Consider the following 15,393-nt stretch of genomic DNA (forward strand, 5'->3'; position numbering starts at 1 on the left):
AGCAGCAGCGTGATGAGGCAGAACATGATGGTCGGCCTGTTGCGGAAGGTGGTCACGATATCGTAGGCGATGCAGTCCAGGTTTCCCGCCTGCCTGAGGCAGGTGAGGAACATCATGCCGGTGAAGATCACGAGGTTGATGTAGATGTACCAGACCGGCCCTTCGAACAGGTGTCGGAACGGAATGCCGAAGCCCGTGACCACGGCACTTACGGCGACGGAAACGAACAGATTGATGGCAATGGGGATGTCCTGCCTGAATTTCTTTCCCAGCAGAAGAATGGCGACATAACTGACTATCATGGCCGCCAGCGCGATGCTTGCCGTGACATACATGGCGTCGCCGTGGGAATGTGTGAACATAGGGCCCCCTCATGTCGAAGGTGTGAAACAAGACGGCTTCCGACGGGCGGAGCGGAAAGGGAGGACGTGTCGTGGAGGAGAGCAGCGGGGCGTCGCCGGAGTTTTTCGATCGGGAAGGGGTTCCGGACCTGCCGCCGCGCGGCCGGGGCTTTTTCGCAGGGGAAAGGAGGAGAAGGGCCCCGTGCCGGCGGCGAAAAGAGGTCAGCTGCCCGCGGCGAGGTTGCCGAGCACCTTGGCGATTTCTATGGCCTTGGGTACCAGAATGATGGGCCGGTCGCCTGCGGCCTTGGTGAAGAAGCCGTCGCCGTTGCCCGCTTCATACACGAGGAAGGCATCCACGCTGGGGGCGAGTTCTTCCAGCAGCTGATTGGTCATGGCATCGCGCCGGCCTTCACCACCGATGTGGACGAGAATAAGGTATGCTCCGCTGTCCTTCGCGGCCTTCACGAGATCCTGGCAGCGCTTCTTTTCCGTATCGAGGTTCACGCCCGCGGAGCCGAAGCCCTTGAGGCTGGTGCCTACGGTGATGAATACGGTCTTGGCGGCAGCCACGTCTTCAACGCCTGCCAGAGGCTTGTATTCCCCGGCAAGCTTGGCACGGCCGGCCAGCACGGAAAGAGTCTTGGCGTCGGGGCTCTGACCCAGGGAGGTGAACAGAGCCGGAGTCTGTATCTTGGGAAAATCGGCGGCCTGGGCGCCGATCACGGACAGGGCGATCAGACCGAGAGCACATACGGCGGAGCGGAAAAGATGACGCATGGTATCTCCTTGGGTTGCATGTTCGGAAAGATTCTTTGTCCTTGCCCCGCCCTGCGGCCGGATGAGCACCGGGCATTCAGGCCGCAGGGCGGTTTCTGTTCCGGGGAAGGTGACGCGCATTCAGCCGTGGCGTCAGAAGGCATCCACATGGCCGTCGCCGCGGACTTCGGCGCCGCCTGCGTAGGTTCCGGTTTCGGGGTCGATTTCAATCACCCACACGTTGCCGGAGCTCATGCGCCATATCTGCGAACCGGGCACGGAATCATGCCCCATGCGTACCATGTCCTTTTCCCACAGGGAGCGCAGCTCGGGCTCGATGGCCAGGCGCGTTCCGGCGGAATAGTGGTACATGTCGCCGTACAGGAAGCGCGGTGAGGAAATGGCGGCCTGCGGGTTGAGCTTGTATTCCAGCATGCGGATCATGACCTGGAAGATGCCGGGCATGGTGGATTCCGCACCGGAACCGCCCACCAGAATGCGGGGCTTGCCGTTCTGGAAGAACATGCCGGGAGAGAGCGTCCAGCGGTTGCGCTTGCCGGGGGCCACGATGAGATTGCTGGGCTTTTCCGTCCAGGGGTTGTCGGCAAGGTCGAACCAGTCCATACCGTTGTTTCCGATGACGCCGGTATTGCCGAGAATGTCCTGACCGCCGAAGAACTGGCCGAGAGTATGGGTGAAGCTGACGCAGTTGCCGTCCTTGTCCACGACCACCACATGGTTGGTATTGCCGCGATAGGCCATGTTGCGGGTGCTTTCCGCAAGGGACACCGGTTCAGAGGCGAGAGAGTCGGGAAGAGCCGCACTCGCGGGAACCTTCCTGCTCCATTCCGCGGGGTTGCCGGGCTGCACCTTGCCGGGAGCCGCCTTCTTTCTGTCGATGCGCAGGCGCTGGGCCGCGGCGTAGTTGTCGGAAAGAAGGTTCTCCGCCTGGCTTTCCACAAACTTCGGGTCTGCCACGAACTCATAGGAGTCCGCGTGGGCGAGGCGGTCGATTTCCACCATGAGATGCAGGTATTCCAGACTGTTGTCTTCTATCTTCGACCAGTCGAAGCCTTCGGCTATCTTGAGCGCTTCCATCCACGTCACGGAGCTGGAGGGCGGCGGCATGCCGTACACGTCGAGATCCTTGTACTTCATGTGCAGAGGCTCGACCCACAGAACCTTGTAGTTCGCAAGGTCTTCCATGGTCCACAGCCCGCCGTTCTCCTGCATGTAGCGGACCATTTCCCTGGCGATGGAACCCTTGTAGAACGCATCCACGCCTTCCTTGGCAATGGTGCGGTAGGTGGCGGCAAGTTCCGGGTTCTTCATGATGGCGCCGGCGTCGGGCCATTCTCCGTCGGGAGCGAAGACGCGCGCGAGGTTGGGGTACATCATGGGAGCCTGGGCCGCCTGCGTCTTGTAGTTGTGGCTCTGGCGCTGGCTGAGCACGAAGCCTTCCTCAAGGTAGCGGATGGCAGGCTCGGCCACCTTGCTGAAGGGCATGGTGCCGAACTTTTCCAGCACGGTGCAGTAGGCCATCATGTTGCCGGGAATGCCCATGGCCTTCAGGCCGGAGAGCAGCTCGGAGCGGTCTGCAAACTTGTCGGGAGTGGCCGCCGCCGGGGCCTGGGTGTCGGCGTCGAGCGCGTAGAGCTTGCCTTCCTTCGCATTCCACAGAAGCCAGAAACTCGCGCCGCCGGGGCCGCACATGGCCATGTCCACCGCGTTGAGGGTCAGGGCCGTGGCCACGGCCGCGTCAAAGGCGTTGCCCCCGTCTTCCAGAATGCGCACGCCCACGCGGGAGGCCAGAGGATGGGCGGATGCCACCATGCCGTTTTTGGAGAATACCGCCGCCTTGCTCAGATGTTTTTCCGACTTGTACTCAAAGCCTGCAGCGGGGGAGAAAAGAAGGCTTGTCAGCCCCATTCCTGCCAGCAGCACTGCTGTAACCTGCCGTACTTTGTGGAATCCTCGTATCTGCATACGCGCCTCCTGATGGAAAGAGGTGAACGTGTGACGGTAAAACCACACCGCAAAACAAGATATTCGTCGGTGAAAACAGACGAAAACTCCGGAAGACCTCCTGGTATCAAGGTGCTTGAAGAAGATTCTGCCTCTATGGTTATAAAACACCCCGCCGTGCAGTATTGTCAAAAGATTCTTTTTGCATGGCACCATGCAATTATATTGCATGGCGGCGGGTCGGTGCTTCCGGAGGCATGGATGCGGAAGATACCTGCGGGGCGTTCCGGAAGGAGGCGGAGCGCCCCGGCGCTCTGGTCGGGGAGAAAGGGCGGAAGGAAGGCCGCAGGCCGACAGAAGAGCCGCCCTCAGGCGGCCCCGCCTGCACGACGTGCCTTCCGGGCGGCAGAAAAACGCTGCGGAATATGGTGACTTCCGGCGGAGCAGGTGCGCGGAGGCATGGCGCGCCTGCCCGGAAAAGAGCGGCATTTACCCGGCGCAGAGGGAACGGGAGGAAAGGTCCGTGTGAACATCGTTTTCCTGTCCCCGGGGATAGACCACCCGCAGGTAGTCGAAAAATTCGCGCGCAGGGGAGGAACGGAGCTTGTTTTTCCGGCTGATGATGCCGAGCCTGCCGATGGCAAAGATATGGTCGATGTTGAAGATGGTATAATCTTCCTCCGTTTCCAGAGGCGTGAGCGGCGGGGCGATGCAGACCCCTACCCCCTCCCTGACCAGTTGCATGGCGAGAATGAAGTTGTTGATGGCGATGATGACGTTTTTAGGCTGGGGCAGGTCCGGTATGGTTGCCAGAATGGGGTTGACGTAGCCGTCCAGCGTGAGCGCGATGAAGGGCAGAGTGCATATCTGCTGCCAGGTGGGGACGGGCGGAAGATCATAGGGATTGCCCTTCGGCGTATAAAGAAAGGCGGAACTGGGGCGAAGTTCCGTAAACTGGATGAAGCCCGGGATTTCGCGGTAGATGGTGAGGCCGAAATCCATCATGCCCGAAACTACAAGCTGATGAACGTTCTTTGAGGAGGTGGCATCCAGAATGAAGTGCACCTCAGGGTGAAGCCTGCGGAAATTCAGAATATGAAAGACCAGTTCGTGGGCGAGTCTGTCCAGACAGGTGATGTGTATCGTGCCTTTCAGGCGGTTTCCGGCGTTTTTCCCGAGCTTGAGCCTGTCAAGCGCGTCCAGTATGGGCAGAATGTCGTTTCGCAGCTGGAGGCCTTCATGGGTGGCCGTCATGCCCGAGCTTGTGCGCTCAAAGAGCGTGCGCCCCAGCTCTGTTTCCAGCTTGCGTATCTGATAGCTCACGGCGGAGGGGGAAAGGCACAGTCTCTGCGCGGAACGCTGAATGCTGTGTGTTTCCAGAACAGACAGAAATGTGTGAATCCACTGTAGAAAGTCTCCGCTGAACGGGTGGTGCATATCTTGTCCTCGTAAAAGAAGGGGATGTTCAATGAAGCGCCATGGTATCACGGAACATTCATTCATGTTTCTTCATGGGGATATCCGCATAGCATATTCAGTATAGACAAGAACAGCATTGGAGGCAATATCCGTTTTTCAGCGGTACGGTTTCGATACGGACTGATGTCGTGCGATACGGTGCACGGGTGGGGAATATTGCGGAAGTGTGGGGAGATTCCAGAGGGGAATGTCGTCCTTTTACCGGGAAAAGGGGCCTTTACGGCCCTTGTTTCCGCCATGCACGCGGTCTTTCTCTTTACCGCCATGGTGTGATCTTTTCCACGGCGTGTTTCTTCCCCTGTGCCGCGCATGGGCGCGCTGCTAGGCTCCGTGAAAAAGGAGTCAGCATGAACAGTTTCAGGAAAGCGCACGCCTTCACCTCACGCTGGGAAGGCGGATTTGTGCATCATCCCGCCGATCCGGGCGGAGCGACGAACTACGGCGTATCCCTTCGTTTTCTGCGTGAGCAGGGGCTGCATACCGGCGATGTGGACGGCGACGGCGACATCGACGAGGACGATATCCGCGCCCTCACGCCCTCCCTTGCCGCGCGCGTTCTGCGCCGCAACTTCTGGGACGTGTTCCCTCTCGACAACGTGCAGCCTCTGTGCGCCATGGTCATCTACGACACGGCCGTGAACATGGGCGTCTTCTATGCCAGGAAGATGGCGCAGCAGGCGCTGGGTCTTCAGGTCGACGGCCGCTGGGGCCCCCTGACCTGGGCCGCGCTCAAAAGCTGCAACGACAAAAAGACCGCCGTGGCCATGTGCCATATCCGCCGTGCGCGCTACTGCGAACTGGCCCGGAACAATGACGGACTTTCTCCTTTTCTGAAGGGCTGGCTGCGCCGTGCGGACGCGCTGGAAGAAACGGTGGAAGGGGCCTAGAGACGGCCTTCAGGGACGCAGCGCCCTGCCGGGACTTCCGGGCGGCTTTTTCCGCGCCTGCCCGGCATGGCGGCCCGGCGGGGAAGGCCCGCCCGGACAAAAACAGGGAAGGAAAAGCATGGATACACAAAAGACCACAGGCGCCGGCGTGGGCTTTGAGCGCATACGGCGCATTACCGGCTACCTTGTGGGCACGACGGACCGATTCAACAACGCCAAGCGCGCCGAAGAGCGCGACAGGGTGAAGCATTGCAGCATGGAAGCCTTTTCGGGGGAAGGAAACACGAATTTCCGCCCCTCGCCGGGCGGCAGGGCCCTCTGAGGGAAGGGCCGTCGTTTTTTCAGGGATGGTTTGTGCGGCGGAAGGCGCGTTTTTCTTCCGCACGCAGAAAGAGCGTTGTGCATGCCGCCCGGAAGGATCCGGCCGGAGGCTCCGGTGCGGCGATATTCCGGCAGACAGGCCGTGATACCGGCAGGGAGTGACCATGGAAGAGATGATTATGGAAGTATGCGGCTCCTACGCGGGGCTTGTGCTCTCGCTCATGGGGGTGTGCGCGGCCGTGGCGGCGCTTCTGCCCGCGCCTTCGGAGAAAAGCGGCGCGGTGTACCGCGTGTTGTACCGGCTGCTCAATCTTCTGGCCGTGAATGTGGGCCGCGCCAGAAACGCCGACGACGCGGCGCAGGAAAAGAAGGTCTGATGTGGACAAAAAAGCCCTTCTGGCCGGGCTTCTGCGCCTGGCGCAGGCCCTGCTTGAGGCCTGGCGCGAGGCTCGCGGCAGGGATGTGCGCCGCCGTGCTCGTGATGACGGTGCAGGGCTGCTCCTTTCCCAGCTCAGGGGCGGAGATTCCGCCCCTGCCGGTACTGACCAGCCTTCGGAAGCTGGAGCTGAACGGCAGGGCGGGGCTGTGGATGAGCAGCGATGACGCAGGGCGTCTTGCGCTCTGGATATACGACGTGACCGGGGAGGACGGGCGCTGAAGACGGGGAACGTTCGTGCCCGGAACCTTTGGGGCGGAAGCGCCCGCACAGAAGGGCGCGCCCTGTCCGCTTTCCGCCACGGTCTCCGCGCAGGGTGCGGCGGGGGGGCGGCGCTTTCGCGATGCTGCGCGCTCAGGCGCCACCGGAAGCCGCGGCCGGGAGAAAACCTTGCAGACGAAGACGGCCTTCCGATGTTCGGGAAGGCCGTGCCCGCCCGATACGGGAGGGGCGCTCTGTCCGCAGAGAGGGGGCAGCTTCAGTGCGCCCCGCTTTGAAGTTCCGCCTCTTCGCTCATGGCCTTGATGCGCTTTGCCATGGCCCGGCCCCAGGGGCGGGAGATGCAGTGGCTGCATATTTTCTGACAGAGGCCGTTCCAGGCGGTTTCCGCCTGATCCGCGCTTTCCGCGTGGGGGCCGGTCATGCCGCAGTTGCGGCAGCCGACGGAATAGATGGTCCCCAGAATGTCAATAAGGCCGATGTCTTCCGATTCGCAGTAAGGGCAGGCGTGCACGATCATGCGTTCTCCTCGCAGGTTGGAAATCAGGGGCAAGCACCATTCATAGCACGGAAAACGGAATATTGGCGAGTGTAAAAAAAATCACGATGTAGGAAGGGGAAAGGTGAGTCAGATGGGAGGAGACGGCGCGGACCATGCCGCCGAATATCTGGGCGCGGTGCGCGGTGCGTGGCCGCTGGCGCTCATTGCCGGGGCCGTGGCCATGGCTTCGGCGGCGCGGCAGATCCGGCGCGGCTATAAACAGCGTTCGCGGAGGGACAGGGCGGCCACCGTGCTTCTGAACGCGGCGCTCACCACCTCCATGGCGGTGAGCTGTGCGCTGCTGCTGCCCCTTGCCGTGCCGGAAGTCACGCCGGAAATGCAGGTGGCGGTTTCCATGGTGGTGAGCGGGCTGGGAGGGGAAACGGTGAAGCTGTGGTTTCTGAAGAAACTCGGCCTGTCGGTGGTGGACCTCATGAACCCCGACGACATCAACGACATACGCCGGACCATGCCGCCGGAAATGCGGAAAAGGCATGTGGAGCACTGTCCCTTCCGCGGGGATGAATGTCTGACGGTGAGCGGGGAACAGGCCGCCGGGGCGTGAGGCTTTCGCGGCAGAAGTGCCTTTGGCGGTCTCAAGGGGCGAAGAGCGGGAACATCCATGGCAGAGGTGACAAAGAAGAAGAGGACATGCGCGCTCCGTTCTGCCCCTGAAGAAGAGAGAAAGGGGGATGGAACGAGTGCGGAACAGGAGCCGGAAGCCGGGCCTGCGCCGGAAGGGGACGTTCCGCCCCGCGCAGGGCGGAAAGGACGCGGAAGCCGGAAAGAGCGCGCAGAACCGGACGGAACGCCCCGGCAGGCGACAGGGCGCGCCCCGGTCTGCGTGAAGAAGGCCGGCGCCCTTGCCGGGGCGGACAGTTTTGAGGCCGCGCTCAGGGTGCTCATCGGGATGCCGCTTGAGCAGGTGAACGCGCTTGAAGGCGTTTCCGCGCGGGTTGCGGTGTGCAGGACCATGATTGTGAAGGCGGCGGGCGGGGAGAAGTCCGCCGCGGACTGGGTGCGCGACACGCTGGGAGAAAAGCCTGCGGACAGGGAAAAGGTCCGGAGCGGGGAGAGCGTGAAAGTGATTCTGTTCGGTGAGGAATGATGGAAGTCAGAATCCGCCTCCGGCCATGGCAGAAAAGGGCGCTGGAAGCGCTGGATCGCCGTAGGTACGGCGTGCTCATCTGTCACCGGCGTTTCGGCAAGACGGTGCTTGCGGTATCGCGGCTCTGCCGCAATGCGGCGGAGGGCGCTTCCTCCTACCGGGGGGCGTACATTGCGCCCACCTGCCGTCAGGCCAAGGATGTGGCCTGGGATTATCTGAAAAAAATTGCTCTGGCCGCCGGGGCGAAGGTGAACGAGGGCGAGCTTCGCGTGGATTTTCCGAACGGGGCGCGCATACGCCTGTACGGTGCGGAGAATCCCGATGCCCTGCGCGGGCTGAACCTGTGCGACGTGGTGTTCGACGAGGTGGCGCAGATGCCCTATGCCATGTGGTCGGAAATCGTGCTTCCCATGCTTCTCGCCACCAGCGGCAGGGCGCTTTTTCTCGGCACGCCCAAGGGCAGAAACGCCCTGTGGAAGGTGTGGGAGAACGCAAGGCTGCACAGGGAGCAGTGGGCGGCGCTCATGTACCGCGCCTCGGAAACGGGCATACTTTCCGAAGAGGATCTTGCCGTGGCGCGGCGCGAATCGAGCGAGGCGGAATACGCGCAGGAATACGAATGTTCCTTCACCGCCGCCGTGGCCGGGGCCTATTACGGCAGCATCATGGAAACGCTCGAAAGGGAAAGGCGCATTGCCTCCGTGCCGTACCGGCCGGGCTTTCCCGTGATGACGGCGTGGGATCTCGGCTTTTCCGATTCCACGGCCATATGGTTTGCGCAGATCGTGGGCAGTGAGGTGCATGTCATCGACTATTACCAGTCTTCCGGCGTGGGGCTGGAGCACTATGTGCGCGAGCTTCAGAGGCGGGGTTATGTGTACGGCGACCACCTTTTTCCCCACGATGCGGCGGCTTCGGAACTCGGCACCGGCACCACAAGGCTCGAAACCCTGCGAAGGCTAGGCGTACGGGGCCGCGTTCTGCCCATGACGCGGGTGGACGACGGCATCAACGCCGTGCGCCTTCTTCTGCCGCGCTGCTTCTTTGATGCGGAAAAATGCGCGCGCGGGCTGGAAGCGCTGCGCCTTTATCAGCGCGAATGGGACGAGAAGGCCGGGGATTTCCGCGCGCGGCCCCTGCACGACTGGACAAGCCACGGGGCCGACGCCTTCCGCTACCTTGCCATGGGTGTGGAGAACGTGGCCGGACGGGGAGAATTTCAGAAACTGCCTCCGCGCAGGAACCTGAGGGTATGCTGATGGAGAACGAAAAGCTTTGCCGCGTCATAGCGCGGGAAATGGAACGGTGCATGGGCCGCGAAGGCTCGAAGCTTTCGGAGGCGCGTGCGGCGCTCAAGCGCCGGTATCTGGGGTACGGCTACGGCGTGGACGAGGAGCGCGAGTCGAGGGGCTTTTCCACCTATGTGGACCGCACGGTGATGGAAACCGTGGAATGGGCCAAGCCCGGGCTCATGCGCGTGTTCTGCACCGACGAGATCATCCGCTTCGACCCGCGCGACAAGGCGCAGGAGCAGGCGGCGGAGGACGCGACCTTGTATGTCAATCAGGTGGTGTTCGGCCGGAACATGTTCCGCCTGGTGCACGACGTGCTTTCCGACGGGCTGTACCAGCGCGTGGGCTGGTGCATCGCCCACTGTCCGGAAAGGGAGCAGACGCGCCTTCTGCAGTACGCCGGGCTTTCGGAACAGGAGGCCGTGGCCCTGCTGGCCGATCCTTCCCTTGAGGGGGAGGAGGCGGGCGAGCCGCGCGTGGAAAGCCGCGTCACGCCGCAGGGGCTGCGCTACGACGTTTCCCTGCGCCGCAGGGTGAAGCGGCGCGAGATACGCATCGACCCCGTGCCTTCGGAAAACGTCATTCTTTCCGCCGATGCGCAGGATGTGGAAAGCGCCCGCTTCATCGCCTTCTGGGAGAGGAAGACGGCCTCCGACCTGCGCAGGGAAGGCTACGGCCGGGAACTCATCGAGAGCCTGCCGGCCATGGACGAGGGCGGGATCATGCCCGAAACCGGCGTGGGCAGGGAGGTGAACGACGAAAACGGCATGAGCGCGGGCGAACGGGAGGGGGAACGCGCCTACAAGGTGTATGAGGCGTGGCTCGACTTCGACCTGAACGGCGACAACGTGGCGGAAAAGGTGAAGGTCACCTTCTGCGGGGAGGCGGAGTCCTGCCGCGTGCTCAGGGTGGAGGAATGGCCGCTGTATCGCGCGCCGCTTTTTGCCGCCTGTTCCGTGCCTCTGCCGCATCAGGCCGTGGGGCTGTGCCTGGCCGATCTTGTGGCCGACGTGCAGGACCTGCGCACCGAAATGACGCGGCAGTATCTGGACTGTCTCGCCCTCGGCAATCAGGGCGAGCTTGTGGTCAACGAGGGCATGAGCGGCAGCGTGGAATACGACAGTCTCCTTGCCCGCGGCGTGGGGGCCGTGCACCGCGTGAAGGGCGACGCCTCCATCTCTCCCCTGCCGGTGGCGACCTGTTCCGGCGAGGCCCTGCAGGGGCTTGAGATGAGCTCCGGCCTCATCGAGCGGCGCACCGGGGTTTCGAGCCGCACGCAGAGCCTTCAGGCCGATGCGCTGCAGAACACGGCCACGGGCGCCGTCATCATGGAAGAAGCCGTGAATCAGCGCCTGGAACTCATTGCCCGCGTGTATGCCGAAACCTTTTTCAAGCCCCTCGGCCGCTACATCCTGCACCTTCTGCACCGCTGTCACGACAACACCGTGCAGCTCCGGCTCAAGGGGCGCTTCATGGCCTTCGACCCGCAGAGCTGGGACCCGGACATGGATATTTCCGTGGCCGTGGGGCTCGGCACGGGCAACAGGAGCAGGCTTGTGGGCGTGTATCAGCGCATTCTGGAGATGCAGCGCGCCTTTGTGCAGCAGCTCGGCGCGGCTTCGCCGGTGCGCCTTTCCCACATCGTGTACACATGCAGCAAAATGTGCGAGGCCGCGGGGCTGGAAGCGCCGGAGCGCTTCTTCGGCACGGAAGAAGATGCAAGGCGGGCGGAGGAAGCGGCGAAAAACGCGCCTTCCGCGCCTTCGCCGGAGGAGAGACGCCTGCAGCTGGAAGAGCGGAAGGCGCAGGCAAAGCAGCAGACGGACGCCTGGAAGGCGAGGGAGGAGGCGAAGCTCCGGGCATGGGAGGCAAAGAGCCGCCTTGCGCTGGAAAAGGAGCGCGTGGAGGGCCGCCTTGCCCTGAAGGCCATGGAAATGAACATGGAAAAGGAACTGAACGAAACGCGCATGGCCATGGGCGGGAAGGATCGTGCCCTGACCAACATCAAAGGCGCGGGCAATATGTAAGGGCGACGCCGTTTTTTTCCGCCGGGAGGCAGACGGAGCGGTCTTTGCCGCAAGGCGGGGAACGCGGCGGACGTTGTTGCGGCGAGAAGAAGCGGGCCATGGAGGGGAAAGCATGACGCATGAAGAGAGGATGGAGGCTCTGGAGGCGGGGCGCATTCTGCAGAGCGAGGTGTTCCGTGAGGCCTTTACATGCCTTGACGCGCGTTACGTCAGGGCGTGGCGTACCTGTACCGACGCGGTAAAACGTGAGGACTGGTGGTACATGCAGCGGGCGCTTCAGGAGGTGAGGCGGGAACTTTTTTCGCTGCTGCAGGGGGCCGCGATGGGGAAAAAGGGGAAGGACGACGTGTTGAACGCGGCGCTTGAGCGCGCAAGGGAGAAGCCCTGAAAGGCGCATGGGGCCGTGGCGGACATGCCGGCAGAAGCCGGGCGGCGAAAAAACGGGGGGGAACGTGCAGAACGCCCCGTATGACCGCGCCTTCCGCACGAGAAGGGAGGGAGGAAGAGTGATGGTAGACTTCAGGAAAGGCCTGCTGCCTTTGTTTGCCGCCGGCGGCGCCGCGGCAATGCTGAGCCCGGACGAGGCGGAAGCGGCAGTATATTCCAAGGATGGGCGGCGGTTGCTGAATCTGCTTGATAAGGCGGCAAAAGGCGCCTTGCCGATGCATGAACCTGTTTTTGAGTTTCAGGAACGCCTGCCGAAGAAAGTTTTCAAGGCGGCGAAGGAAGACAATGGGGCGTTTCATACCCGAAAACTGGCAGCAGACAGAAATGATATTCAGCACTACTGGAATGCCAGACACGGGCAGTTGTCCAATGAAGAGATAGAAGATCTTGTGGAAGCTCTGGTGACAGGCAAAGACAGGTTTTATGTGCGTGCGAACAAGCCCTATGTCGAAAGTGTAGCAGCGCTGGGAAAGGGCACGGGGGGAAGGGGCTCTTTGCGTCCTTCGGAAGAATTTACTTATCTCCACCAGGTGAACCCCATAAACAATAAGCGGCTCCTCAACATGAAGAGCCGCACCTGGGGAACGCCGGATGGTTCCGCCTTCCATCCTGTGGCAAATGAAACATCTCCGCTATGGGAGAGGCCTACGCAGCGAGCGATCTCTGCTGACGGCGTTCCCGATGACTTCACCCTATCAGAAACGGCCATGCCCCGCAAGGGAGCGCCGCTCCTCTTGATGGGAGACGCCGCCCTTGCTCCATGGGAAGCGCAGGCGGCGGAGCGGAAGGAGCGGACGTGGCGGGAGGCATGGCAGGATACGTTCGATGAAATATCGCGCGGTCTTGGCCTCGGCACAAGGAATGCGCTCGAAGGCCTGGGGCGCGGCGTGACCTTCGGCCTTTCCGATCCGGGGAAGACGATATCGGACTTTTTTGACCTGCCCGTGCCGGAAACAGAGCTGGAAAAGAAGATGGCTTTTTTTGAAGGCGGAGCTGCTGAAGCCGTCCCCATGATTCTGGGCGGCGCAGGCATGGCGAAGATGGCGGCATCCCCCGTGGTGCGCGGCGTAGGAAGGGAGCTTTCTTCCACACCCGGAAGGGATATTGCTCTGGGCGGATTGCTCAGCTGGTTTCTGGGGGATGACTGACGGCTGCGCCTGCCATGCGGCAGGGCCGCTTTTCTCACAGCGCCCATAAACAAGAAGCGGCTCCTCAACATGAAGAGCCGCGCATGGGGAACGCCGGATGGTTCCGCCTTCCATCCTGATACCTCACACTCCCCGAGGGGAGGGGCCACGCAGCGAGCGTGTCTCTGCTGACGGCGTTCCCTATGGCTTCACCCTATCAGAAACGGTCATGCTCCGCAAGGGAGCGCCGCCCTTTTTGCGTCTCTCCGGGGGAAGGGAGGCAGGGCGGAAGCGGGCCTTTTTGCAGGAGGGGCGAAAATCTTCCCTTCCGCCGTGTGCCGCGGCTGGAGAAAGGGGTAGGGATGAAGTGCTGAACGCGGCGACTGAGGCCGCAAAGGGGAGAACATGAGCGAGGAATTCCAGGAAGAAGGAAGAGAAGAGGCCGTGTACGATGTGGACGCCATTGCGGACATGTTCACGGAAGGCGGGGAACCGGGCACGGAAGGGAACGGCACGGAAGAGGACGCGCTTCCGGCCGGAGAGGAAAGCGGAGCGGACGGCGCGGAGGAAGGGAACGAAGGCCCGGCAAAGGCCGGGAAGGAGCAGGAAGAGGAGGTCCTGCCCGACATTCCCATGCCCGAAGGCTGGGAGGAGGCGGAGTGGAGCGCACTGACGGCGCGGGCGAAAAACGCGGTCAACGCCCGCGAGCAGGCCCATGCGAAGGCCGTGGCCGATGTGCGCGCAGAGCAGCTTGCGGAAAGAAAGAGGCAGGAAGCCTTTGCCGTGGAGGCCAACGCCCAGATTCAGCAGGCCCTTTTCGCCATGCGCAGCATTGTGGAAGGGGAATACGGCTCCGTGGACTGGAAGGGACTGGCAAAGAGCGACCCTGCGGCCTATGTGCGCCTTCAGCAGGACTATCAGGCCCGCATGGAGGCCATAGGGCGCGTGCAGCGGGGCGTGGCGCAGCAGGTGCGGCAGTACGAAGCCGGGAGGGCGGCCGAAGCGCAAAAGGCCCTGGCCGCGGAGTTTGCCGGGGTGCAGCCGGAAATCAGGGCGCTCATGGGCGCGGGCTTCGACGGCAAAACGTTTGCGTCGGACATGGCGGAGTACATGCGCGCCCAGGGCTGTCCGGCGGAAGCGATCAGCGGCCTTTCCAAGGGCTATGAGCTGAAGCTCGTGGCCAAGGCCATGCTGTACGACAGACTTCAGGCCCGGCGCGCCCAGGCGGCGAAGAAGGTGGCGGAAGCCCCCCGCGTGCAGGCTCCCCGGAGCGGCGTTTCCGCGGAAGAGGGCAGGGTCAGGAAGGCCCGCGAAATGCTCGGCAGAAACCCCGACAGCACCGATGCTCTGGCGGCGCTGTTTGAAGCGACCATGTAGGGAGGGAGAACATGGCAAACGTAGTATCAGGACAGCTCAGGGACGCGAACATCAAGGGCAAGCCCCGCGACCTCATGGACACCATTTTCAACGTGGCTCCCACGGACACGCCGTTTCTCACCATGTGCGGCAAGTCCACCGCGAGTCAGACGCTGCATGAATGGCAGACGGACACGCTGGCGAGCCCTGCGGAAAACGCCGTGATGGAAGGCGCGGATACCACCACCTTTTCCGAAAGTTACACCACGGAGCTTTCCAACAGGACGCAGATCCTCAAAAAGGCCATCAACGTATCCGGCACGGCCCAGGCCGTGAAGCAGGCGGGCGTGAACAGGCAGTACGCCTATCAGATGGCCCTGCGCACCAAGGAACTCAAGAAGGACGTGGAATACGCCCTGCTGCAGAACAAGGTATCCCGTGCGGACAACGGCTCCAATGAAGGCCGCCTCATGACCGGGCTTCCCTGCTGGATGCAGACCAACTATGCCGCCGACAACGGCACGAAGTCCGACGGCGCTTCCACGGCCTGCGTGGCGGGCACGGCCCGCGTGCCCACCGAGGCCATGCTCAAGGCGCTGCTCACGGACATCTACAACGCGGGCGGCAACCCCGACCGCATCATGATGGCCCCGGACATCCGCGTGAAGATGAGCGAGGTGCTCTCCGGCGGCGCAACGAAGATGGAAAGGGCCGAAAAGAAGAAGGCCACGGCCGTCATCGACGTGTACGTTTCCGACTTCGGCGCCCTGAAGCTCGTGCCCAACCGCGTGCAGGCCTTTGAATCCTTCTCCAGAACCTGCGCCTTCGTGCTCGATCCGCAGTACTGGAAGGTGGCGTACCTCCGCCCCTTCCGCGAGGAGCGCCTTGCCGTCACCGGCGACAGCCTGAAGGGCCATGTGCTGGTGGAATGCACGCTGGAGGCGAGAAACGACGCCTCCTCCGGCGTGCTGGCCGATCTGAAGTCCGCGTAAACGGCGCGCGGTAAAAAACGGCCCTGCGCAAAAGGGGGACGCAGGGCCGTGCCCGCGCGCGTTTTCACGGCGAAAGCGGTTCGCCGGGGGAAAAGA

At 62.5% G+C, this 15,393-nt stretch carries 17 protein-coding genes; 12 read left to right on the forward strand and 5 right to left on the reverse strand.

All coding sequences use genetic code 11. The features are described 5' to 3' along the window. The 4 genes from Q0K07_RS07805 to Q0K07_RS07820 all read right to left on the reverse strand — a co-directional run. Positions 1-362 (reverse strand): hypothetical protein (locus Q0K07_RS07805; RefSeq protein ID WP_294558275.1); only part of this gene is annotated, 362 nt, incomplete at its 3' end. A 201-nt stretch (positions 363-563) separates the two neighbouring features. Continuing rightward, positions 564-1,121: a DUF6305 family protein gene (locus tag Q0K07_RS07810; RefSeq protein ID WP_294558276.1), complete on the reverse strand. Its 558-nt coding sequence runs from the start codon at positions 1,119-1,121 to the stop codon at positions 564-566. 132 nt (positions 1,122-1,253) lie between these two features. Continuing rightward, positions 1,254-3,086, reverse strand: coding sequence for a gamma-glutamyltransferase (ggt, locus tag Q0K07_RS07815; RefSeq protein WP_294558277.1), 1,833 nt, complete (start codon positions 3,084-3,086; stop codon positions 1,254-1,256). A 468-nt stretch (positions 3,087-3,554) separates the two neighbouring features. Beyond that, a complete protein-coding gene (locus Q0K07_RS07820; protein WP_294558278.1) occupies positions 3,555-4,502 on the reverse strand; it encodes a LysR family transcriptional regulator in 948 nt (315 codons plus the stop codon). 389 nt (positions 4,503-4,891) lie between these two features. On the opposite strand from Q0K07_RS07820, the gene Q0K07_RS07825 reads away from it, so the two are divergent. From Q0K07_RS07825 to Q0K07_RS07840, 4 genes are all read left to right on the forward strand, one after another. Next, positions 4,892-5,431 (forward strand): glycosyl hydrolase 108 family protein, encoded by a 540-nt coding sequence (locus Q0K07_RS07825; protein ID WP_294558279.1) that lies wholly within the window; start codon positions 4,892-4,894, stop codon positions 5,429-5,431. A 118-nt stretch (positions 5,432-5,549) separates the two neighbouring features. Then, the gene (gene nrdD / locus Q0K07_RS07830; protein WP_294558280.1) at positions 5,550-5,753 is read left to right on the forward strand and encodes an anaerobic ribonucleoside-triphosphate reductase; all 204 of its coding nucleotides are present in this window, start codon (positions 5,550-5,552) and stop codon (positions 5,751-5,753) included. A 163-nt stretch (positions 5,754-5,916) separates the two neighbouring features. Further along, a complete protein-coding gene (locus Q0K07_RS07835; RefSeq protein ID WP_294558281.1) occupies positions 5,917-6,129 on the forward strand; it encodes a hypothetical protein in 213 nt (70 codons plus the stop codon). A gap of 1 nt (position 6,130) precedes the next feature. Next, the gene (locus tag Q0K07_RS07840) at positions 6,131-6,355 is read left to right on the forward strand and encodes a hypothetical protein (protein WP_294558282.1); all 225 of its coding nucleotides are present in this window, start codon (positions 6,131-6,133) and stop codon (positions 6,353-6,355) included. A 311-nt stretch (positions 6,356-6,666) separates the two neighbouring features. Here Q0K07_RS07840 and Q0K07_RS07845 read toward each other — a convergent pair whose 3' ends face one another. Then, entirely contained in the window at positions 6,667-6,927 is a 261-nt protein-coding gene (locus Q0K07_RS07845) for a hypothetical protein (RefSeq protein WP_294558283.1), read from the reverse strand. A 103-nt stretch (positions 6,928-7,030) separates the two neighbouring features. Between Q0K07_RS07845 and Q0K07_RS07850 the strand changes: the two genes are divergently transcribed. The 8 genes from Q0K07_RS07850 (at position 7,031) to Q0K07_RS07885 (ending at position 15,297) form a co-directional block, all read left to right on the forward strand. Beyond that, positions 7,031-7,513 carry a hypothetical protein gene (locus Q0K07_RS07850; protein WP_294558284.1) on the forward strand — a complete coding sequence of 161 codons (483 nt, stop codon included), beginning with the start codon at positions 7,031-7,033 and terminating at the stop codon, positions 7,511-7,513. A 279-nt stretch (positions 7,514-7,792) separates the two neighbouring features. Beyond that, a complete protein-coding gene (locus Q0K07_RS07855; protein ID WP_294558285.1) occupies positions 7,793-8,056 on the forward strand; it encodes a hypothetical protein in 264 nt (87 codons plus the stop codon). Continuing rightward, a complete protein-coding gene (locus Q0K07_RS07860) occupies positions 8,053-9,315 on the forward strand; it encodes a terminase family protein (protein ID WP_294558286.1) in 1,263 nt (420 codons plus the stop codon). The genes Q0K07_RS07855 and Q0K07_RS07860 overlap by 4 nt, the downstream gene beginning before the upstream one ends. Next, positions 9,309-11,375, forward strand: coding sequence for a hypothetical protein (locus Q0K07_RS07865; protein ID WP_294558287.1), 2,067 nt, complete (start codon positions 9,309-9,311; stop codon positions 11,373-11,375). The genes Q0K07_RS07860 and Q0K07_RS07865 overlap by 7 nt, the downstream gene beginning before the upstream one ends. Before the next feature lie 112 nt (positions 11,376-11,487). Beyond that, positions 11,488-11,763, forward strand: coding sequence for a hypothetical protein (locus tag Q0K07_RS07870; RefSeq protein WP_294558288.1), 276 nt, complete (start codon positions 11,488-11,490; stop codon positions 11,761-11,763). A gap of 121 nt (positions 11,764-11,884) precedes the next feature. Beyond that, positions 11,885-12,970, forward strand: a complete 1,086-nt coding sequence (locus tag Q0K07_RS07875) for a hypothetical protein (RefSeq protein ID WP_294558289.1) — start codon at positions 11,885-11,887, stop codon at positions 12,968-12,970. A gap of 384 nt (positions 12,971-13,354) precedes the next feature. Further along, on the forward strand, positions 13,355-14,326 hold the full coding sequence (locus Q0K07_RS07880) for a hypothetical protein (RefSeq protein WP_294558291.1): 972 nt from the start codon (positions 13,355-13,357) through the stop codon (positions 14,324-14,326). Positions 14,327-14,337: 11 nt separating this feature from the next. Then, a complete protein-coding gene (locus tag Q0K07_RS07885; protein ID WP_294558292.1) occupies positions 14,338-15,297 on the forward strand; it encodes a DUF5309 domain-containing protein in 960 nt (319 codons plus the stop codon). Positions 15,298-15,393: the final 96 nt, after the last annotated feature.

This window comes from uncultured Mailhella sp. (assembly GCF_944324615.1).
Taxonomy (GTDB): Bacteria; Desulfobacterota; Desulfovibrionia; order Desulfovibrionales; family Desulfovibrionaceae; genus Mailhella.